The following is a 21,846-nucleotide window of genomic DNA, read 5'->3' on the forward strand; positions in this document are numbered from 1 at the left end:
TCTTTGTGCGTCTTCCCGGCGTCGATCGTGTTCCTGTCTCGGCACAGTCCCGGCGTCGCTTCAGCGTGTCCCTGCCTCGGTAGAGCCGAGCCATGCTCGGCTGCTTTCACGACACCGGTGCACGATCCCCACCGCTACGGTGCCGAGCATGGCTCGGCACTACCGGGCCGAAGGGAATGCGTTCACCTGAGGTGCGACGCATGGCGCGCTCCGCTCCCGGTGTCGGTTCCGCGTATCCCTGCCTCGGTAGAGCCGAGCCATGCTCGGCTGCTTTCCCGACACCTGTGCATGATCCCCAACGCTGCGGTGCCGAGCATGGCTCGGCGCTACCTGACTGCGGGGAATCGGCTCACCTGAGTTTCGCCACGCTCCCGGCGTCGGTTCCGCGTGTTCCCGCCTCGGTAGAGCCGAGCCATGCTCGGCTGCTTTCCCCACACCTGTGCATGATCCCCACCGCTGCGGTGCCGAGCATGGCTCGGCACTACCGCACTGCGGGGAATCGGCTCACCTGAGGTTCGCCGCGCTCCTGGCGTCGGTTCCGCGTATTCCCGCCTCGGTAGAGCCGAGCCATGCTCGGCTGCTGTCCCGACACCTCTGCATGATCCCCACCGCTGCGGTGCCGAGCATGGCTCGGCACTACCCCGATCGCGGGAAATGAACTCACCTGGGCTGCCGAGCATGGCTCGGCACTACCCGATCGCGGGAAATGAACTCACCTGGGTTGCCGAGCATGGCTCGGCACTACCCGATCGCGAGGAATGAACTCACCTGAGCTGCCGAGCATGGCTCGGCACTACCCGATCGCGAGGAATGAACCCACCTGGGCTGCCGAGCATGGCTCGGGACTACCCGGCACGGTCGTTTCACACTCCGCCCCCGATCCTGCCTGCGACCGCGTCGACGCATGGGCCTCTCCGGCGATCGATCAGGATGCGACGCTGCCAAGGCATGCAGTTCGGCCCGGACCCGCATCCTCATCCCGAGAAGGCCTTTGCTGCACGCACGCAGAAAAACGGCGCCCTTGCGGGCGCCGTTCGTCTGTCAGCCGTGCAGCAATGACCTGCCGCACTTCCGATGCCGCAGTGTCAGGCCGGCACGGCCTGCGCCTGGCGCAGCCGCGCGCCCGGTGGCGCCTGCTGCGCGTGCCGGAACACGGCCACCGCCTCGGTCAGTTCGGCGGCCTGTTCCTCCAGCAGGCGCGCGGCCGCGCTGGCTTCCTCCACCAGTGCCGCATTCTGCTGGGTAGCGTCATCCATCTGTGCCACGGTCTGGTTGACCTGGTCGATGCCGCTGGCCTGCTCCTGCGAGGCCGAGGAGATCTCGGCCATGATCCCGCTGACCGCGGACACGCTGCCGACGATCTCGGTCATGGTGCTGCCCGCATCGTGCGCCAGGCGCGCCCCATCGGCGACCTGCAGCACCGAGGCGTCGATCAAGGCCTTGATCTCCTTGGCGGCGTCGGCCGAGCGTTGCGCCAGGGTACGTACCTCGCTGGCCACCACCGCAAAGCCCCGGCCCTGCTCGCCGGCACGCGCGGCTTCGACGGCGGCATTGAGGGCGAGAATATTCGTCTGGAAGGCGATACCGTCGATCACGCCGGTGATGTCGCCGATCCGCCGCGACGCGGCCTGGATGGCCTCCATGGTGGTGACCACGCGCCCGACCACGTCGCTGCCGCGACTGGCCACGTCCTGCGCGCCCTGCGCCAGCGCAGTGGCCTGGCGTGCGTGCTCGGCATTCTGGCGCACGGTGGAGGTGAGTTCCTCCATCGAGGCGGCGGTTTCCTCCAGGTGCGCGGCCTGGCGTTCGGTGCGCTCGGAGAGGTCGCTGTTGCCGGTGGCGATCTCGCCAGCCGCCAGTGAGATGGCACCGGTGCACTGCTTGATGCGCTCGACCATGGCGGTGAGCTGCGCCGCGGTCGCATTGGCGTCGCGCTGCATGGCGGCGAACGCGCCGTCGAACTGGCCCTGCATGCGCTGGTCCAGGTCGCCCTGGGCCAGGGCGGACAGGACGCGACGGATCTCGCCGACGGTGCCGCCGACGCTCTCCAGCAAGTGGTTGATGCCGCCGGTCAGGCCGTCGAGGAAGCTGGTGCCCGCGTTGGCGGTCGGCAGGCGCTGGTCCAGGTCGCCCCGGGTGGCAGCGGCCACGATGTCGGCCACCGCCGTCTCCAGCTGCAGCTCCTGGGTACGGTCATGCCATTCCACCGCGAAGCCCAGGCGCGCGCCGGCCGCGTCGAACACCGGCGTCACCACCTGGGCGAAATGCACCGGACCGATCCGCACGCGACCGTGATGCACCTGCTGCAGCGTGTTGAGGATGGCGCGGATGCGGTCGGGGTCCACGTGGAAGCGATGGATGCTGCTGCCGACCAGGCGCTCGGCGTCGAAGTCCGGGAAGGCCTCGCGCAGGCTGACCTGCTGGTTGCGCAGCAAGGTCACCACGGACTGGTTGACGTAGCGGATGACGTGGTCGTTGTCGGCGATCATCATCGCGGTGCGCGACACGTCCAGCGCCTGGCGGATCTGCGCGTTCTCGGCGTGCCCCGCGGCGGCCCCTGCATGCACGTCGGCGCGGGCACGCGCGTCGCTTTCGGCGCGGCGTAGCTCGCGCTGCACCTTCTGGGCGTCCCGGCGCAGGCGTGCGCCCAGGATGCTCAGCACCACCGCGGCCAGTGCCAGCGGCAGCAACAACCACGGCTGTGACTGCCAGACGGCGGCACCGCCGGTGATGGCCAGCAGCAGCGCGGCGGCGATGCAGAGCAGGGTATGCGCCGTGTGGCGGACGACCGATGGCTGCATGGCGCGGACGGGATCGGGCGGGCGTGACGGGGCGAGCGGATGGGCAGACATGACGACTCCGGGGTCAGAAACAGGCGGAAAAGCCCATCGCGCAGCGATGCGGACAGGCCGGGGGAGCGCCGGTCACCGATACGGTGGGCGCTGCGAGGATGCGGAAGATGGGGGGGCGGCGCGCGGCGCACGTGGCCGCGGCGACGGTACGGAGCACCGCCGGCATGGCCCGGTCCTGTGGGCGGTGGCACGGCCAACACGGCATTGCGACGACGTTCCCTGAAGCCTTGGGGTGGTGCGCGGCTTCGCGGCGGCGGAGCATGCGACGGCACAGGACGAAGACATCGTCCTGCCTTATCGGTATCGGTCCAATCGCGTGGAAATTGAGTGCGTCAGGTTGTCGCAGTACCTCGCGACCGATGGGCTCAGTCGGCGAGGAACGCGTTGATCACGTCGCCGACGCGCTGCGGATGTTCCATGTGCAGGTGATGCGTGCCGGGAAACACCGCCAGCCGGCCATCGCGCAGCAGGCCGATGCGCTGGCTGCGCAGCGGCTCGGGATAGTAGGACTGCGCTGGCGTGGCATAGATCACCTGGGTGGGGCACTCGATGGCGGCGAGCAGATCGTCGATCTGCGCTTCGCTCAGGCGCATCGCCGTGGGCAGCATCAGGCGCGGGTCGCTGCACCAGCTGTACCCGCCTTCCACCGGCTTGACCCCACGCTCGACCAGCAGGCGCGCGCACGCCTCGCTGAGCTGATTGGTCATCATGCGGGCGCGGATCGGCGCGGCCAGGTCGGCAAACACGCGCAGGTTCTTTCCCGGCAACGCGCGGGCGGCACGTACGTGCTCGCGCAGGCGCGTGGCGGTTTCATCCTCCGGGCCGCGCAGGCCACCCAGCGCTTCGATGGCCACCAGCCGCTCCACCCGCTCCGGCGCGGCAGCGGCGGTGAGGCTGGCGATGCCGGCCCCCATCGAGTGGCCGAGCAGGGTGAAGCGATCCCAGCCCAGCGCATCGGCCACGTCGAGTACGTGGCAGATTGCACCGGGGGTGTTGTATTGGGTGCCGGCGGGCAGGTGCGCGCTGTGGCCATGGCCAGGCAGGTCGAGCGCGACCAGGTCCAGGCCCGGCAACTGCGCGGCCAGCGGCACGAAGCTGGCCGCGTTGTCGAGCCAGCCGTGCAGGGCCAGGACGCGCCGCCCGCCCGGGTTGGCGGCGCGCAGCCCGGCGGCAACGAAGCCGCCCACCGTCATGGAGAACGGCTGCAGGGTCATGCCAACGCCGCGATGCTCAGCCGCGACAAGGCCAGCGCGTGTCCGGGGGCATCATTGAGGCAGGGGATGTAGCGCATCTGCGCGCCACGTTCGGCCACGGTCTCGGTGAACCCCAGCGCGACTTCCTCCAGGGTTTCCAGGCAGTCGGTGGCAAACCCGGGGCACACCACGTCGATCCGGCGCACGCCGCTTTCGGCCATCGCCCAGAGGGTGGGCTCGGCATAGGGCTGCAGCCACTTTTCGCGGCCGAAGCGCGACTGGTAGGTAAGGCGCCAGGCGTCGTCGGGCAGCCCGAGCGCCTGCGCGATCGCCTGCGCACTGGCCTGGCAACGCTGCGGATAGGGATCGCCGGCGTCAGCCAGCCGCTGCGGGATGCCATGGAAGGAGAACACCAGCTGCTCGCCGCGACCGTGTTCGGCCCACCACTGGCGGATGCTCTCGGCTACCGCCTCCACCCAGTCCGGATCGACCGCGTAATCGCGCACCAGAGTGACCGTGACGCCCGGATGGCGCGGCTGCCAATCGCGGACCTGGTCTTCGATCGAGGCGGTGGTGGTGGTGGAGTACTGCGGATACAGCGGCAGCACCACGATCCGATGGATGCCCTCGGCCGCCAGCCGGTCCAGCTCGGCGGTCAGGGCAGGGGTGCCGTAGCGCATCGCATGGCGCACCCGCAGGTTGGGCATCAGGGCCTGCATGGCCTCGGCCAGCCGACGCGTGTACACCATCAGCGGCGACCCATCGGGCAGCCAGACCTGGGCGTACTTGGCCGCCGAGCGGCCGCTGCGCAGCGGCAGGATCAGCCCGTACAGCAGGGGTTTCCACAGGATCGGCGGGATCGCGACCACGCGGCGATCGCTGAGGAATTCAGCCAGGTAGCGACGCACCGCCGGGGCGGTTGGCGTCTCGGGCGTGCCTAGATTGACCGCCAGCACGGCGGTGTCGGGTGCGTCGAGCATGGGGCCATTCTCGCAGGTCTGCGCGATTGACGGGATGGAATCAACCAATGGATGTCATGTGTTTCGCATATCCATAGGCGGTATCACTCATTGCCGATTCATCGGCGTGCTTCTAACGTCGGGAAAGCATATTGATCGCCCTTGCGCGACGTTGCCCGCGCCGACTTGCTTTATCTTTGTATGAATCGACTTCTGGAGCCCACCATGCGCCGCCTTAGCCTTGCACTGTTGATCTCCGCCAGCCTGATGCTGTCCTCCCAGGCGATGGCCGGGCCGCAGGAAGACCAGCGCGCCCGCAACGCGGTGCGGGTGCTCAATGAAATCCAGGAGATCCCCGAGCAGGGCATTCCGGACAAGTTGCTGGATGAAGGCCGCGCGATCGTGGTCATTCCCGACACGATCAAGGCAGGCCTGGTGATTGGCGGGCGCCGTGGCCATGGCCTGATGTCGGTCAAGAACCCCGACGGGAGCTGGTCCAACCCGGTCTTCGTGAAGCTCACCGGGGGCAGCATCGGCTTCCAGGCCGGCGTGCAGTCCTCGGACGTGGTGCTGGTGTTCCGCAATGACCGCAGCCTGGACAATCTGGTCAACGGCAAGTTCACCCTCGGCGCCGATGCCGGCGTGGCCGCTGGCCCGGTCGGCCGCAATGCCGCGGCCGCCACCGATGGCCAGCTGAAGGCCGAGATCTGGTCGTGGTCGCGGGCGCGCGGCCTGTTTGCCGGCGTGGCGCTGGATGGCGCGGTGCTGCAGATCGATGATGCGGCCAACCTGGATGCCTACGGCACCAACACCACGCCCCGCATGGTGTTCGAAGGTCGCATGGGCGAACCGCCGTCGATCGACGTGGTGGCCTTCCGTGATCGCCTGGAAGAAGCCACCTATACGGCTCGCGAGAAGCGCGGTACCGCCGGCACGGCGCCGCCCCCGGCGGCACGCCAGGCCGCCCCGGTTGCCGCGCCCGTGACTGAACAGGCCCCGGTGGGTGGGGCGACCACCGCACCGCTGCAGCCGACCCCGGCCCAGCCGGCGCCGCAGCAGGGTTTCCAGTCGGTGGGTGAGGGCGAGGTCCGCACTGAATCGCTGGACGGCAACTGACTTTCGTCACGCGCGCCGGCCCATGGCCGGTGCGCTATGCTCAACCGTCTGATCACTACGTAACGCGAGCCGCTCATGGGCAGTTTCAGCATCTGGCATTGGTTGGTCGTGCTGGTCATCGTTCTGCTGGTGTTCGGCACCAAGAAACTGACCAGCGGCGCCAAGGACCTTGGCAGCGCCGTCAAGGAATTCAAGAAGGGCATGCGCGACGAGGACAAGCCGAACGCGCAGCTCGGCGACAGCTCGCGTCCGCAGGACTCGACGACGACGTCGCAGACCGAGCACGACCGCGACCCGCGTTGATCGGGACGGATCGGCGTGTTCGATATCGGTTTCAGTGAACTGCTGGTCATCGCGGTGGTGGCCCTGGTCGTGCTCGGCCCCGAGCGCCTGCCCAAGGCGGCGCGCTTTGCCGGGTTGTGGGTGCGCCGTGCGCGCAACCAGTGGGATTCGGTGAAGCAGGAGCTGGAGCGCGAACTGCACGCCGATGAGATCAAGCGCCAGTTCCGCGACGTGCAGTCGTCCGTGCAGGACACCGAGGCACAGCTGCGCGCCAGTGGCGAAGCGGTGCGCCGCGAGGCCGAGATGATGCGCCAGGACGTGGCACGCCACGGCGATGCGGTGGCGGCTGCGGCCAGCGACGAACCGGTGATGACCGGCCCGGCGCCGGGTTCGCCGGCCAGTGTTGCCCAGCACGTGGTGGCGCCGGATGCGGCCGACGCCCAGACGCCGCCGCGTGACGCGATGGCGCCGCCGGGTATCGATGGCACCTCGCCGCGCGCGACCCCGGCACCGGTCGCGCCGGACCCCGTGCGACTGCCGCACACCGACGACGCAGCGGCCGAACCGCCGTCGCCGGGCAACGAGGCGCCGCGATGAGCGACCACGAGTATCCGGAAAGCTCGCTGGTGGAGCATCTGATCGAGCTGCGTGCGCGCCTGGTGCGCGCGATCATCGGCCTGCTGGTGGTGCTGCTGCTGTTGCTGCCGTTTTCGCGCACGATCTATACGTGGCTGGCCGAACCGCTGATTTCGCAGCTGCCCAACGGGCAGACGATGATTGCGACCAATCCGGCCGGTGCCTTCTTCGCACCGCTCAAGCTGACCTTCTTCGTGGCTGTGTTCGTGGCGGTGCCATGGCTGCTGTACCAGCTGTGGTCGTTCGTGGCGCCGGGGCTGTACGCGCGTGAAAAACGCCTGGCGGTGCCGCTGCTGGTGTCGTCGGTGCTGCTGTTCTACCTGGGCTGCGCGTTCGCCTACTTCCTGGTGTTGCCGGCGGTGTTCCACTTCCTGACCACCTTCCGCCCGGAGGTGATCGCGATCACCCCCGATGCCAACGCCTACCTGGACTTCGTGCTGGCGATCTTCTTCGCGTTCGGCAGCAGCTTCGAGCTGCCGGTGGCGATGGTGATCCTGGTGCTGCTGGGCTGGGTGACGCCGCAGCAGTTCAAGGACAGCCGCGGCTATGCGGTGGTGGGTATCTTCATCGTGGCGGCGGTGCTGACGCCGCCGGATGTGGTGTCGCAGCTGTTGCTGGCAATCCCGATGTGCGTGCTTTACGAGCTGGGGATCCACGCGGCCAGGTGGCTGGTGCCCTCCTCGGTGGTGAAGCCGGCCGGGTGACGGGCCGCGTCAACAACAAAAAACCCCGGCCTTGGCCGGGGTTTTTTTGTTGGCGCATCAGGCCGCGAACACGTTGCCTGGGCCACCCGGTGCCGGGGGCGGCGGGGTGCGGCCGCGGTGCGCGAACATCTGCTTCCAGGCAGCGTACACGGCACCGACATACAGCGGCATGATCACCGTGGCCACCGCCAGCTGCATCACGAACGTCGCCGCACCCATGCCGCCGACCAGCAGCGCCACCTGCATCAGCACGAACACCAGGAAGTAGATGCACAGCGTGGCGATCAGGCCGAGCACCATGAACACCGCCATCGCGCCGAAGTTCTCCAGGCAGCCCTGCAGGCTCATGCGCAGCGCATGCATGCCGCTCTGGCGGTCGAACACGACCAGCGCCGGCTGGGTGAACATGGCCATGCTCAGCGCCACGAACGCGGCGAACGCGATCACCATCCACAGCAGGATGCGCTTGACCGGCACATCGGCCATCACGGCCATGATCTGATCGTTGCTGGGCTGGGCCGTGGATTGCTGCAGTTCCTGCAGCTTCTGCAGCATCTCGCTGGAGGCGGCCAGGCCTTGGGTACCGACCAGGGCCAACAGCAGGGTGCCCAGCGCGATCACCGCGATCAGCTGGATGGCCAGCGGCACCAGCAGGTGGGTGACGCGGCGATCGCGGATCGGCTGCAGCAGGTGGTTGGGCACGGCGCGGTTGCCACGGTCGATTTCGCCCACCGCCCACAACATGCCGCCGAACACCAGCGGCCCGACCGCGAGCGACAGCAGCTGCACCAGCACGCCGAGCCAGCCGGGCAGCATCTGCGCCAGCACCAGGATCAACGAGCTGACCAGCATGCCGATCACGCCAAGCACCGCCAACTGCATGGGGGCTCGGCCATACACGGAAAACGCGTCCAGCAGCCATTGGGCGCCCGCAGAGGCGGGCAGCTTGCGAATCTCGCTCATACCATTCCGGAACAGGGGAAGGGGCCTGTTGGCCCCGAATCCTTTGGATTATCCCTGTTTTCCGTGCGCGGCACCTGAAGGCCGGGTGGGTTGGCCGGGACACGCCATCGGCACACCCGGCGCGCGGCTCAGGCGTTGCGCGCCTGACGCACGAAACGGCGCAGCAACTGCCGCGCCAACGGCGCGGCGCTGACCCCGCGGGCGACGCTGCGCGCGCAGCCGCCGTGGCTGCGGATGCACTCGGCGCGGGCGCGTACATAGCCGCGCATGTGGTGGGTGGCGAACTCCGGATGGAACTGCACGCCCCAGGCCTGGCGGCCGAAGCGGAAGGCATGGCAGTTGTCCTGGGCCGAGCGCGCCAGGATCGCCGCCCCGTCCGGTGCGCGCAGCACCGTCTGCAGGTGGGTGGCGTGGGCCGGGAAACGCTCGGGCAGGCCGGCGAACAGCGGGTCGCTGCTGGCCGAGGGGTCCAGGGCCAGCTCGATGGTGCCGGACTCGCGGCCGGCCGGGTTGTAGGCCACCTCGCCGCCGAGGGCATGCGCCAGCAGCTGGTGGCCGTAGCAGATGCCGAACACCGGGCGCTCGTCGTGGACGGCGCTGCGCAGCCACTGCGCGCTGCGTTCGCTCCACTCGGCCCGGTCGGTGACGTAGGCCGCCGAGCCGGTGACGATCACGCCGGCGAAGTGGCGGTGGTCGGGCAGGGCACCCCCATGTTCGACGTCCACCACCACCGTTTCGTCCGCGTCCAGCCCGGCGGCCACGCGGATCCAATGCGGGAACCGCCCGTAGCGGCGCAGCGAGGCGACGGGTTGGCCGGTTTCAAGAATCAGGAACGGGGCGGAATTCATCCGGGGGCGGCAGCACTGACAGGACTTCCTCGATTGTAGTCAGCCCTGCGGCCACCTTTTCAAGTCCCGCGCGGCGCAGGGTTCGCACCCCTTCAGCACGCGCAGCCCGGTTGAATGCGGCCAGATCCATGTCCGCGCGGATCAGGCTGCGCAGGCGCGAGCCCAATGGCAGCAACTCATACAGCCCGACCCGACCCAGGTAACCGGTGCGTCGGCAGTCGATGCAGCCGGCCGGTGCATATGGCGTGGGTGCCTGAGGTAATGCTTCTTCGGCATCAGAAAGTACCGCCCATTGGGCGGCGCTGAGCGGGCGCGGCACCTTGCAGTGGGGGCACAGGGTGCGCACCAAGCGCTGGGCCAGGACGCCGTTGAGGGTGGAGGCCAGCAGGTAGTGGGGCACGCCCAGGTCGAGCAGGCGGGTGATCGCCGAGGGGGCGTCGTTGGTGTGCAGGGTGGACAGCACCAGGTGGCCGGTGAGCGAGGCCTGCACCGCCATCTGCGCGGTTTCGAGGTCGCGGATTTCGCCGATCATGATGATGTCCGGGTCCTGCCGCAGCAGGGTGCGCACGCCGCTGGCGAAGTCCAGGTCGATGTTGGTCTGCACCTGCATCTGGTTGAATTCCGGGGCGATCATCTCGATCGGGTCTTCCACCGTGCAGACGTTGACGTCCGGGGTGGCCAGGCGCTTGAGCGTGGAATACAGGGTGGTGGTCTTGCCCGAGCCGGTCGGGCCGGTGACCAGCACGATGCCGTGCGGGCGCTCGACCAGGGCGGTCCAGCCGGCCGCTTCCTGCGGGCTGAAGCCGAGCTGGTCGATGCTCTTGAACGCCGCATCCGGGTCGAAGATGCGCATCACGCACTTCTCGCCGAACGCGGTGGGCATGGTGGACAGGCGCATTTCCACTTCGCGGCCCCCCGGCGAGCGGGTCTTGATGCGGCCGTCCTGCGGGCGCCGCCGTTCGGCCAGGTCCATGCGCCCGAGCACCTTGATCCGGCTGACCACGGCGGTCATCACCGCCGGTGGTACCTCGAACACCTTGTGCAGCACCCCGTCGATGCGGAAGCGCATGCGGCCCATGTCGCGGCGCGGCTCCAGGTGGATGTCCGAGGCGCGCTGTTCGTAGGCGTACTGCAGCAGCCAGTCGACGATGTGCACGATGTGCTGGTCGTCGGCGTTGACGTCGCCGGCGCGGCCCAGTTCGACCAGCTGCTCGAAGCTGGGCAGGGTGCCGTTGGTTTCGCCGCGCACGTCGCCGCGGGCACCGCGCACCGAGCGGGTGACCCCGAAGAACTCCATGGTGTAGCGGTGCAGGTCGAGCGGGTTGACCATGGCCAGCTCGATCCGGCGCCGGGTCAGGTGCTGCAGGTCGCGCAGCCATTCCTGGGCGAGCGGTTCGCTGGTGGCCACCAGCAGGCGTTCGCCATCCACCGCCAGCGGCAGGAAGCGATGGCGGCGGGCGTAGGCATGGGAGACCAGCGCGGTGACCGAGGCGACGTCGACCCGGGTCGGGTCGATCCGCAGGTAGCGGCTGCCGGTACGTTCGGCCAGCCATTCGGTCAGCCGTTCCAGGCCCAGCTCGCCGCCGCCGCTGGCGGTCAGCTTGAGGTTGGCCAGCAGGACCAGCGGATGCACTTCGCTGGCGTTGCGCGCGCCCTGGGCGGAAAAACGGATCCGTTCCAGGTCGGCATCGGCGACCAGGCCGTCGGCGACCAGCGCGGTGGCGACCTGGTCGAAGCCGAGGCGGCCGGTCGGCAGTGGCACCGGGGCGGCCACCGCAGGGTCGGGGGCAGGGCCGGAAAGGTCCGGGGGGCGCTGGTCCATCCGCCAAAGTCCTCGTAGCGCGCCGGGCGCGCAGTAATGGGGTGGGGCCGTCCGGGAGGCGGCAACGCAGTCGCTGGCTATACTAGCGCACCCCTCCTGCAGGCAAGAATCCGCCGCATGTCCGTCACGAAGAGCGTTCCGATCACTTTCCAAGGCCTGATCCAGACCCTCAACCAGTATTGGGCGCAGCAGGGCTGCGTGCTGATCCAGCCGCTGGACCTGGAGGTCGGTGCGGGCACCTTCCACCCGGCCACGTTCCTGCGCTCGATCGGTCCGGAAAGCTGGAACGCGGCGTACGTGCAGCCCTCGCGTCGTCCCACCGACGGCCGCTACGGCGAAAACCCGAACCGCCTGCAGCGTTACTACCAGTACCAGGTGGCGATGAAGCCGAGCCCGGACAACATCCAGCAGCTGTACCTGGAGTCGCTCAAGGCGCTGGGCATCGACCCGCTGGTGCACGACCTGCGCTTCGTCGAGGACAACTGGGAATCGCCGACGCTGGGCGCCTGGGGCCTGGGCTGGGAAGTCTGGCTCAATGGCATGGAAGTCACCCAGTTCACCTACTTCCAGCAGGCCGGCGGCCTGGAGTGCAAGCCGGTGCTCGGCGAGATCACCTACGGCCTCGAGCGCCTGTGCATGTACCTGCAGAACTGCGACAACGTCTACGACCTGGTCTGGACCTACGGTCCGGATGGCACGCCGGTCACCTACGGTGATGTGTACCTGCAGAACGAGATCGAGCAGAGCACCTACAACTTCGAGTACGCCGACGTGGAGGAAATGTTCCACCGTTTCGATGCGTGCGAAAAGGAAGCACAGACGCTGGTCGACGTCGGCCTGCCGCTGCCGGCCTACGAGCAGGTGTGCAAGGCCAGCCATGCCTTCAACCTGCTGGACGCGCGCCGCGCGATCAGCGTGACCGAGCGCCAGCGCTACATCCTGCGCGTGCGCGCGCTGGCCCAGGCGGTGGCCAAGCTGTACGAGGCCAAGCGCCTCGAAGCCGTCGCCGCCAAGGAGGTGCAGGCATGAGCACGATGCTGCCGCTGCTGATCGAACTGGGCACCGAAGAATTGCCGGTGAAGGCGCTGCCGGGCCTGGCCCAGGCCTTCTTCGATGGCGTCGTGGACGGCCTGGGCAAGCGTGGCGTGGCCATCGAACGGGGCGATGCCAAGCCGCTGTCGACCCCGCGCCGCCTGGCCGTGCTGTTGCCCGGCGTGGCCGTCGAACAACCGGAACAGCACAGCGAAGTGCTGGGCCCGTACCTGAACATCGCGCTGGATGCCGAGGGTCAGCCGACCAAGGCGCTGCAGGGCTTCGCGGCCAAGGCCGGGATCGAGTGGACGGCGCTGGAGCGCACCTCCGATGCCAAGGGCGAGCGCTTCGTGCACCGCTCCACCACCCCGGGCGCGCGCACCGCGACGCTGCTGCCGGAGATCCTGCGCGAGGCGATCGCGGCGATGCCGATCCCCAAGCCGATGCGCTGGGGCAGCCATGCCTACGGCTTCGCCCGGCCGGTGCACTGGCTGGTGCTGCTGCACGGCAAGGACATCGTGGAGGCCGAGCTGCTGGGCCTGACGGCCGACCGCATGAGCCGCGGCCATCGCTTCATGCACGACAAGACCGTGTGGCTGTCCTCGCCGGAAGACTACGTGAGCTCGCTGCAGGCTGCCTTCGTGCTGGTCGATGCCGACGTGCGCCGCGCGCGCATCGTCGAGCAGGTCAATGCCGAAGCCGCCCGGGCCGGTGGCCAGGCGCGGATTACCGATGACAACCTGGAACAGGTGGTCAACCTGGTGGAATGGCCGGCGCCGGTGCTGTGCAGTTTCGAACGCGAGTTCCTGGCGGTGCCGCAGGAAGCGCTGATCGAGACGATGGAGATCAACCAGAAGTTCTTCCCGGTGCTGGATGCCGGCGGCAAGCTGACCGAGAAGTTCATCGGTATTGCCAACATCGAATCCAAGGACGTGGCCGAGGTGGCCAAGGGCTACGAGCGGGTGATCCGTCCGCGTTTCTCCGATGCCAAGTTCTTCTTCGACGAAGACCTCAAGCAGGGCCTGGACGCGATGGGCGACGGCCTGAAGACCGTCACCTACCAGGCCAAGCTCGGCAGCGTGGCCGACAAGGTGGCCCGCGTGGTGGCGCTGGCCGAGGCGATCGCGCCGCAGGTGGGCGCCGATCCGGTGCTGGCGCGGCGCGCCGCGGTGCTGGCCAAGAACGACCTGCAGTCGCGCATGGTCAACGAGTTCCCGGAGCTGCAGGGCATCGCCGGCCGCCACTACGCGCTGACCGGTGGTGAATCGCCCGAGGTGGCGCTGGCCATCGACGAGGCCTACCAGCCGCGTTTCGGCGGCGACGACATCGCGCTGTCGGTGCTGGGCAAGGTGCTGGCCATCGCCGAGCGCCTGGACACGCTGGCCGGCGGCTTTGCCGCGGGCCTGAAGCCGACCGGCAACAAGGACCCGTTCGCGCTGCGCCGCAATGCGCTGGGCCTGGCGCGGACGATCATCGAGAGCGGGTTCGACCTGGACCTGCGCGCGCTGATCGGTACCGCCATCGCCGGACTGCCGGCGGGCGTGCAGCCCAGTGCCGAGCGCAAGACCGAGGCGCTGCCGCAGGAGCTGTACGACTTCATCCTCGACCGCCTGCGCGGCTACTACGCCGACAAGGGCGTGCCGGCCACGCATTTCAACGCGGTGGCCGAACTGAAGCCGGCCTCGCTGTACGACGTCGACCGCCGCATCGATGCCATCGGCATCTTCGCGGCGTTGCCGGAGGCCGGGGCGCTGGCCGCCGCCAACAAGCGCATCCGCAACATCCTGCGCAAGGTCGAGGGCGACATCCCGGGCATGGTCGATCCGGCGCTGTTGGCCGAGCCGGCCGAGAGCGAGCTGGCCGAAGCGGTGGAAGCGGCCATCGACGACAGCAACGCCAGCCTGCACCAGAAGGACTATGTGAGCGTGTTGAACCGGCTGGCGCGCCTGCGCCCGCAGGTGGATGCGTTCTTCGATGCGGTGATGGTCAACGCCGAGGATCCCGCGCTGCGCGGCAATCGCCTGGCCCTGCTCAAGCGCCTGGGCGACCGCCTGGGCAGCGTGGCGGCGATCGAGCATCTGTCCAGCTGAGGTGGCCGGGGCATCCATTGCCCCGCGGAACCTCCGAAGGCGCGAATGGCCAACGCCGTTCGCGCCTTCTGTTTTTCCGGCGTCCCTCGCATCGTGGGGCCGCGTGGCGAGGGGCGGGCGAACCGTTGCGGACGGTTCTGTCCGACCACCTGCCGGCATCGATCAGGCAGTTAACGTCACACGCCGTCTTCTGGCCGATTTTAACGGGTCCTTCACTGCCGTTCTGAAACAGCCACGCCGATTTCGCATGCTTGCGATGGCCCGTTATGCTGTGTCCATGCAGCCAAAGAATTACGCCCTTCCCCTGATGTTCCTGTCGCTGGCCACCGCTTCGGTGGCACACGCCCGCGGAACGATCGACAAGGTGGACATCAACGGACTGGACAAGGGCGACGACGCCGAGATGATCGAGAACATCGAGGTCTCGCTGTCGCTGTACGACACCATCGGCAAGCCGCAGGGCGAATCGCGGTTGGAATACCTGTTGTCCCAGGCCGAGCGCCAGACCCGCGAGGCGCTGGAGCCATTCGGCTATTACAACCCGGTGATCAAGGTCGAGAGCCCGCGCGAGGGCGAGAACCTGCGCGTGGTGATCCACGTGGAAAAGGGGCCGCCGACCCTGGTGCGGCGCGAGAACATCGACATCACCGGCCCGGCGCAGAACGATCAATACCTGCAGGAAGACCTGGAGAAGTTCAAGCCGCGCAAGGGCCAGCGCTTCGAGCATACCCAGTACGAAGCCAGCAAGATCACGGTGACCCGGCGCCTGGCCGAGCGCGGCTATTTCGACGCCGACTACACCCAGCGCCAGGTGCAGATCACCCGCGCCGAGAACGCCGCGGACATCGACCTGACCTGGGACAGCGGCCGCCGCTACAACATGGGCGATATCCGCTTCCACCAGGACTATTTCGTCGATACGTTGTTCGATCCGCTGGTGTACTGGGACAAGGGCAGCTACTTCCACGAAGGCAAGCTGGACCGGCTGCGCGAGTCGCTGACCAAGCTGGACTACTTCAGCGTGATCGACATCCAGCCGCGCCCGGACCAGGCCGACGACAATGGCGACGTGCCGGTGGACGTCAACCTGACCCGCGCCAAGCGCACCATCTACACCGCGGGCCTGAGCTACGGCAGCGAGAGCGGCGCCGGTGTGCGCGGCGGCCTGGAGCGGCGGTTCCTCAACAGCCGCGGCCACAAGATGAACACCCAGCTGGACTATGCGCAGAAGCGCAAGAGCCTGGTCACCAGCTACCGCATTCCCGCGTTCGCCTGGCTGGACGGCTGGTATGCGTTCACCGCCAGTGCGTATGACGAGCAGACCGATTACATCGACCTGCGCAACTTCAAGCTGTCGGCCAGCCGCAGCGGCGAAATCAACGAACACTGGACCGCGATCGCGTCGATCAACGCACTGCGCGAGCGCTGGCGCTATGCCTCGGGCACCGAGTTCACCGACGCGGTCTACAACACCTCCACGCTGGTGTACCCGCAGCTGGTGGCCGACTACGTCAACGTGGACGACGACCTGTTCCCGCGTAGAGGCGTGAGCGGCAGCGCCACGCTGCGCGGCGGCGTGGAAGGGGCGGGCTCGGACACCAGCTTCGTGCAGGCCAACATGGTGCTGCGCTGGTACGTGCCGATCGGCGACAGCGACCGCCTGATCCTGCGTGGCGAAGGCGGCACGACGTGGACCAGCGACCTGGTGGCGATGCCGCCGAGCCTGCGCTTCTTCGCTGGCGGCGATCGCAGCATCCGCGGCTATGCCTACCGCGAAGTCGGCCCACGCACACCCGCACCGGATAAATACGCGCTGGGCGCGAAAAACCTGGTGATCGGCTCGGCCGAGTACGAGCATTATTTCAAGGGCGGGCCGTGGGGTGCGGCGGTGTTCGTCGATACCGGCAGCGCGTTCGACAACACCATCGACCTGCACACCGGCGTGGGCTTCGGCGTGCGCTGGAAATCGCCGGTGGGTCCGGTGCGCGTGGACATCGCGCATGGCTTGAATGACCCCGATTCGCAGTTCCAGCTGTACCTGAACATCGGAGCGGACCTGTGAGCACGCCGACGCCTCCCGCCACCCCGACACCGCCGCATCGCGTGCGTTTCTACCGCAAGCGCCGCTTCTGGGCGTGGTCCGGGTTCACCGTGCTGGGCCTGGTGCTGCTGGCGCTGCTGCTGCTGTACTGGCTGCTGCAGACGGTGGCCGGCCGCGACGTGCTGCTGGCCCAGGTGGTGGCGCGGTTGCCGGTCGGTGCGACGCTGACCTGGAGCAAGGTCGACGGCCCGGTGGCCGGGCCGCTGGTGCTGCACGACCTGGACTTCCGTTACGACGACATCCACTTCACCGCCGAGCGCGCTTACCTGGATCCGGACATCCGGCCGCTGCTCGGGCGCAAGCTGCAACTGGATGCGCTGCAGCTCAAGAACGCCACCTTGAACCTGGCCAAGAGCGATGAGCCGTTCGAGCTGCCGTCGTGGCCGGAGTCGCTGCCGCAGATCGAAATGCCGCTGGCGATCCAGGCCGACACCATCATCATCGATGGCTTCCGCATCACCCAGGCCCAGCAGCCGCTGATCGACATCGCCAAGGTGCGCGGCGGGGTGGAGATCGCCAACGGCGAGTTCCGCGCGAGCCAGCTCAAGGTCGACAGCGACATGGGCGATTTCCGCGTGGACGGGCGCTACCTGCCGCGCAGCGATTACGACACCGACATCACCATCGGCGCGCTGCTGCCGGCCCCGCGCGGGCGCACCCCGGCGCGCCTGGGCCTGGTCGCACGCGGCGACCTGGGCCATATGGAAGTGGCGATTGCCGGCAATGCACCGGCACCGCTGCAGGCCAGCCTGGTGTTCGACGGCCGCACCGACCCGGTGTGGAAGGCCGGCGCACGCAGCAGGGAACTGGATCTGGCACTGCTGGTGCCGGGCATGGACGCGACCACCCGTACGCCGATGGCGCTGGATGTGCAGGCCGACGGCAAGGGCGGCCAGGCCAACCTGCAAGGCAGCTTCAAGCAGGGCGACATCGCGGTGGAACTGGCCCCGTCCAAGGTCGGCCTGGCCGACCAGGTACTGACCGTGGCACCGCTGCAGATCAAGGCGTTCGGTGGGCAGGCGCGGTTGCAGGGCAAGGCCGATTTCACCGACAAGGAGAACGCAAGCCTGCGCTTCTCGGTGGTGGCCAACGACCTCACCTTCGTGCCGGCGCCCGACACCACCACCGCCGGCGCTGCCGCACCGGTGCCGGTGACGCTGAAGGAGGCCCGGCTGGGGTTGGCGGGCACGCTGAAGAACTGGGCGGCCGTGGGCAAGGCCTCGGTCGAGCGCGAGAAGCAGAGCGCCGACCTGCAGTTCGACGTGCGCGGCAATGACCAGGCCGCCGCGATCAAGCAGTTGCTGGCCAGCACCCCGGGCGGGTCGCTGGATGTGACCGGCCAGGTGGCCTGGGCACCGCAGCTGGATTGGGATGTGGCGGTCAAGCTGGCCGCGTTCGACCCGGGCTATTTCGTCCCGGGCTGGGACGGCAAGCTGTCCGGCGCGCTGGCCTCCAAGGGCCGGCAGTTGCCGGCACCGGCGGGCAGCCCGGCGGGCACCGCCGGCAGCTACGAGGCGACCGTCGACGTACCCGGGATCAAGGGCACGCTGCGCAAGCGCGCGGTGGATGCACAGGGCCGGTTCGCGTTGCGCGGCGAACAGGGCGAGGGCAACGTGAAGCTGGCGGTGGGCAACAGCCGCCTGACCGCGAAGGGCTCGGTCGGTGACCGGCTCGATATCGATGCACAGCTCGACCCGGTGCAGCTGGACGACCTGCTGCCCGGCAGCAGCGGCAGCCTGCGCGGCCACGTGCTGGTGAAGGGCCCGCGGACCGCGCCGGACATCACCGCCGACCTGGTCGGCAATGGCCTGCGCTGGGACGACTGGAGCGCCGAGGCGATCAGCATCAAGGGCCGCCTGCCGTGGCAGGGCGACAGCGGCACGCTGGCGGTGCAGGGCAGCAAGGTACAGGTGGGCATGCTGCTGGACAGCGTGAACGTGGACGCCCGCGGCAGTGTGTCCAACCTGCGGCTGGATGCGCAGACGAAGAACGAGCTGGGCGCGGTGGCGTTGAGTGGCAGCGTGCGCCAGCAGGGCCAGGCGTGGCGTGGCGAGCTGGGCGCGCTGCGCATCGCACCGGTCAAGGGCGATGCGTGGAGCCTGCGCGCGCCGGCGACCTTCAGCATGCAGGGCAGCAACGTCACCCTCAGCGACGCCTGCCTGGGCGCGGCCACCGGCGGTGCGCTGTGCGCCAGTGCCAACTGGCCGCGCGAGGGCCTGCTGGTACGCGGCGATGCGCTGCCGCTGGCGCTGGTGCAGCCGTGGCTGCCACCGCAATCCGGCCGCCGCATGTACCTGCGCGGCGAGCTGACCCTGGATGGGCGCATCCGCCCGCGCGGCAACGCGTGGGAAGGCAGCGCCAAGATCGCCTCGGCCGAAGGCGGGATCCGGCTGGGCGACAACGCGCGCGGTGAACTGGTGCGCTACGACCACTTCTCGGTGGACGTGGAGATGACCCAGTCGCAGATCAACGGCAAGCTCGGCGTCGGCTTCCAGGGCGACGGCTTCGTGGATGCCAAGGTGCAGACCGGCTGGGACGCCAACGCGCCGCTGACCGGCGAGCTGTACATGAACATCGCGCGGCTGTACTGGCTGGAGCTGTTCTCACCGGACATCGTGCGCCCGACCGGGCTGATCGAAGGCCACGTCAGCCTGCGCGGCACGCGCGGTACGCCGTCGCTGGGTGGCGAGGCCACGCTGAGCAAGTTCAAGGGCGAGTTCCCGGCGCTGGGCCTGACCTTCGATGAGGGCAAGGGCAGCTTCACCGCGCAGCCGGATGGCTCGGCCAAGATCACCGCGCAGGCCAATTCCGGGAAGGGCACGCTGTTCGTGGATGGCGGGCTGTCGTGGTTCGGCGATGCCCAGCCGCTGCAGCTGCACATCCATGGCGAGAACGTGCTGCTGGCCAATACCAGCGAGCTGCGCGTGATCGCCAACCCCAACCTCGACTTCACCCTGGCCGGCACCGCGATGCAGTTGCGCGGCAGCGTGCACGTGCCCGAGGCCGACCTCGACCTGGAGCGGCTGGATCGCGGCACCTCGGTGTCCGAAGACGTGGTGGTGCTGGACCCGGTGGACCCGGAAGAGACCCCGACCTCGCCGCTGGACATGGACCTGACCGTGAGCCTGGGCGACAAGGTCAAGATGAGCGGGTTCGGCCTGAAGGGCGCACTGGGCGGCAAGATGCAGGTGTGGTCGCGGCCGGGCCGTGAGATGACCGCCAACGGCGGGCTGGAAGTGAGCGGGCGCTACAAGGCCTACGGCCAGGACCTGACCATCACCCGCGGCAACCTCAACTGGAACTACATCGCGGTCTCCGACCCGCGCATCAACATCCGCGCCGAACGCACCATCGGTGATGTCGTGGCCGGTATCGATGTGACCGGTCGCGCGCAGTCGCCGCGCGTGGACGTGTGGTCCACCCCGGCGATGTCGCAGTCCGAAGCGCTGGCCTACCTGGTGCTGGGCCGCAGCCTGACCGGCGCCAGCAGCGACCAGGCCCAGCAGGTCAACGCGGCCTCGGCGGCGCTGTCGGCCGGCAGCGGCCTGCTGGCGTCGCAGCTGGGCGCCAAGCTGGGCCTGGACGATGCCGGGGTGAGCCAGTCGCGCGCGCTGGGCGGATCGGTGATCGGCGTGGGCAAGTACATCTCGCCCAAGCTGTACGTCGGTTACGGCGTTTCGCTGGTCGGCAGCGGCTCGGTGCTGACGTTGAAGTACCTGCTGCGCCGCGGCTTCGATATCGAAGTGGAGTCGAGCACGGTGGAAAACCGCGGGTCGTTGAACTGGCGGCGCGAGAAGTAAGGGGCGACGGCGCACCTGCGTCGGCGCGTCATCGGCGGCTCACGACCGGGGGTTGTGAGCCGTGCGATTGGACCAGCGCAGCCGGTCGCGGTGCTGGTGCAGGTCCTGCGCCCACCACACCAGCGCCATCCCCCAGGCGGGCACGATGGTCAGCAGCGCCAGCACCCGCCAGAGTCCCCGGAATTCATCGGCGTTGGGAGTGAAGGGACCGCAGCGGGCCAGCAGCCGCTGCCACGCGACGTGCAGGATGATCGCGTTGGCCACCAGCAGGCCCGCCAGCGCAGCCACCGGGATGCCGGGGGTCAGGCGCAGGGCCAGCCACAGGCTGCCCATGGCGCTGGCGACCAGCAGCGGAATGGTCAGGATGCGCAATCCGGGCAGGGCGGTGGGCATCTGTTCCGGCGCGCGCTGCCAACGCACCAGCGCGCGCAGGGCCACGCCGGACAACCACAGCGTCGGCACGAACAGCGTTCCGATCAGCATGATGAGGATGGCGCGCTGGGTGCCGCTGAACTGGCCATCGCCGGTCGGCGGCAACGGCCAGCTGCCCAGCACGCCCCACAGGCAGACCAGCCCGCAGAAGGCGGCCAGCGTGCCGGCGCGCAGCGCGCCGCTGAGCAGGTGGATGCGATCGCCTTCGTTGCCGAAGCGCGCCCAGAACGCGACCTGGGCGGGGGCCAGGCCAGGCGGTGTCTCCCGGGTGGTCCAGAAGTCCAGGGCGCGCAGCACGCCGATGGCTTCGTTGACGCGCGGGGGCACCAGCGTGGTCAGCAGGTTGCGCCACAGCGGGCGGTCCTGGCGCAGGCTGCGCAACACGCTGCTGTCGGGCAGCAGCAGGCTGTCGGTGACGTCCAGGTAGCGCTGGGCTAGGCTGGCGGCGCCCTGCGGCGACAGCAGCCAGGCCTGGTGCCAACGGCGCGCGGCGGCCTCCAGGTCCCAGCGATCGATGTCTCCGCGCAGGTCGTCCCAGGCGAAGCATGCGGTGAGGCAGGCGACCACCGGCGGCGGCAGCGGTGGGTCGCCGGCCTGGAGGGCCTGCAACACGGCCTCGCCGATGGCCGGCTTGTCGCCGAGCGACCACAGTTCCGGTTGCTGCTGCAGCCAGGCCTCGAGCGTGGCGGCGTCGTGCTCCCTGGCGAAGGCGGCGATGCGGCTGCCTACCGCGCCGACATCCACCGCCGATGCCCATGGCCGGGCCGGGGCGGCTGCAGGCGCGTCGGCACGGGCAGGGACGCCCCGGCCGGGAGGGGGAGGGCCATCGTCCTGCGCCTGCACCCAGGCCAGCGCATCCTGGTAGGCCGCGTGCAGGTGCTGGAACGCCTCCGGATCGTCGTCCGGCCGGGTAACCCGCAGCCGTTGCGCGTACGCGCGCTTGACCGCGCGCACGTCGACCGGTGTGCCGTCATCCAGGCCCAGCCAGGTCAGGCCCCAGCTCATGCGCGCTGTTC

15 protein-coding genes are annotated in these 21,846 nt (G+C 68.9%); 8 read left to right on the forward strand and 7 right to left on the reverse strand.

The genetic code is table 11. The features are described from left to right. Positions 1 to 1,085: 1,085 nt before the first annotated feature. The 3 genes from AC06FD_RS13985 to hemH all read right to left on the reverse strand — a co-directional run bounded on the left by AC06FD_RS13985 (position 1,086) and on the right by hemH (position 5,025). Positions 1,086 to 2,801, reverse strand: a complete 1,716-nt coding sequence (locus AC06FD_RS13985; protein WP_478078246.1) for a methyl-accepting chemotaxis protein — start codon at positions 2,799 to 2,801, stop codon at positions 1,086 to 1,088. A 416-nt stretch (positions 2,802 to 3,217) separates the two neighbouring features. After that, positions 3,218 to 4,066 carry an alpha/beta fold hydrolase gene (locus tag AC06FD_RS13990; protein WP_478078140.1) on the reverse strand — a complete coding sequence of 283 codons (849 nt, stop codon included), beginning with the start codon at positions 4,064 to 4,066 and terminating at the stop codon, positions 3,218 to 3,220. Next, positions 4,063 to 5,025: a ferrochelatase gene (hemH, locus tag AC06FD_RS13995; RefSeq protein WP_478078142.1), complete on the reverse strand. Its 963-nt coding sequence runs from the start codon at positions 5,023 to 5,025 to the stop codon at positions 4,063 to 4,065. The genes AC06FD_RS13990 and hemH overlap by 4 nt, the downstream gene beginning before the upstream one ends. Before the next feature lie 204 nt (positions 5,026 to 5,229). Here hemH and AC06FD_RS14000 point away from each other — a divergent pair, with 204 nt between their 5' ends. The 4 genes from AC06FD_RS14000 (at position 5,230) to tatC (ending at position 7,742) form a co-directional block, all read left to right on the forward strand. Next, on the forward strand, positions 5,230 to 6,120 hold the full coding sequence (locus tag AC06FD_RS14000) for a lipid-binding SYLF domain-containing protein (protein WP_259209321.1): 891 nt from the start codon (positions 5,230 to 5,232) through the stop codon (positions 6,118 to 6,120). 75 nt (positions 6,121 to 6,195) lie between these two features. Continuing rightward, a complete protein-coding gene (gene tatA / locus AC06FD_RS14005) occupies positions 6,196 to 6,423 on the forward strand; it encodes a Sec-independent protein translocase subunit TatA (RefSeq protein ID WP_259209323.1) in 228 nt (75 codons plus the stop codon). A gap of 15 nt (positions 6,424 to 6,438) precedes the next feature. Continuing rightward, complete coding sequence (gene tatB, locus AC06FD_RS14010; RefSeq protein ID WP_478078143.1) at positions 6,439 to 6,999, forward strand: Sec-independent protein translocase protein TatB; 561 nt, start codon at positions 6,439 to 6,441, stop codon at positions 6,997 to 6,999. Next, positions 6,996 to 7,742, forward strand: coding sequence for a twin-arginine translocase subunit TatC (tatC, locus tag AC06FD_RS14015; RefSeq protein WP_259209326.1), 747 nt, complete (start codon positions 6,996 to 6,998; stop codon positions 7,740 to 7,742). The genes tatB and tatC overlap by 4 nt, the downstream gene beginning before the upstream one ends. A 57-nt stretch (positions 7,743 to 7,799) precedes the next feature. On the opposite strand, the gene AC06FD_RS14020 is transcribed toward tatC, so the two are convergent. The 3 genes from AC06FD_RS14020 to AC06FD_RS14030 all read right to left on the reverse strand — a co-directional run bounded on the left by AC06FD_RS14020 (position 7,800) and on the right by AC06FD_RS14030 (position 11,375). Beyond that, the gene (locus AC06FD_RS14020) at positions 7,800 to 8,705 is read right to left on the reverse strand and encodes a BPSS1780 family membrane protein (protein ID WP_259209328.1); all 906 of its coding nucleotides are present in this window, start codon (positions 8,703 to 8,705) and stop codon (positions 7,800 to 7,802) included. 128 nt (positions 8,706 to 8,833) lie between these two features. Then, positions 8,834 to 9,553, reverse strand: coding sequence for a glutamine amidotransferase (locus AC06FD_RS14025; protein ID WP_259209330.1), 720 nt, complete (start codon positions 9,551 to 9,553; stop codon positions 8,834 to 8,836). Next, positions 9,525 to 11,375, reverse strand: a complete 1,851-nt coding sequence (locus AC06FD_RS14030; protein WP_259209333.1) for a GspE/PulE family protein — start codon at positions 11,373 to 11,375, stop codon at positions 9,525 to 9,527. The genes AC06FD_RS14025 and AC06FD_RS14030 overlap by 29 nt, the downstream gene beginning before the upstream one ends. 117 nt (positions 11,376 to 11,492) lie before the next feature. Between AC06FD_RS14030 and glyQ the strand changes: the two genes are divergently transcribed. The 4 genes from glyQ to AC06FD_RS14050 all read left to right on the forward strand — a co-directional run bounded on the left by glyQ (position 11,493) and on the right by AC06FD_RS14050 (position 20,398). Next, a complete protein-coding gene (gene glyQ / locus AC06FD_RS14035) occupies positions 11,493 to 12,404 on the forward strand; it encodes a glycine--tRNA ligase subunit alpha (protein WP_259209335.1) in 912 nt (303 codons plus the stop codon). Further along, complete coding sequence (gene glyS, locus AC06FD_RS14040; protein ID WP_449334735.1) at positions 12,401 to 14,497, forward strand: glycine--tRNA ligase subunit beta; 2,097 nt, start codon at positions 12,401 to 12,403, stop codon at positions 14,495 to 14,497. The genes glyQ and glyS overlap by 4 nt, the downstream gene beginning before the upstream one ends. Positions 14,498 to 14,753: 256 nt before the next feature. Next, complete coding sequence (locus AC06FD_RS14045; RefSeq protein ID WP_449334734.1) at positions 14,754 to 16,559, forward strand: autotransporter assembly complex protein TamA; 1,806 nt, start codon at positions 14,754 to 14,756, stop codon at positions 16,557 to 16,559. Then, on the forward strand, positions 16,556 to 20,398 hold the full coding sequence (locus tag AC06FD_RS14050) for a translocation/assembly module TamB domain-containing protein (RefSeq protein ID WP_478078144.1): 3,843 nt from the start codon (positions 16,556 to 16,558) through the stop codon (positions 20,396 to 20,398). The genes AC06FD_RS14045 and AC06FD_RS14050 overlap by 4 nt, the downstream gene beginning before the upstream one ends. A 39-nt stretch (positions 20,399 to 20,437) precedes the next feature. On the opposite strand, the gene AC06FD_RS14055 is transcribed toward AC06FD_RS14050, so the two are convergent. Then, positions 20,438 to 21,835, reverse strand: coding sequence for a hypothetical protein (locus tag AC06FD_RS14055; RefSeq protein WP_478078145.1), 1,398 nt, complete (start codon positions 21,833 to 21,835; stop codon positions 20,438 to 20,440). Between the last annotated feature and the right edge of the window lie 11 nt (positions 21,836 to 21,846).

Source organism: Stenotrophomonas sp. Steno-Z1, assembly GCF_056393175.1.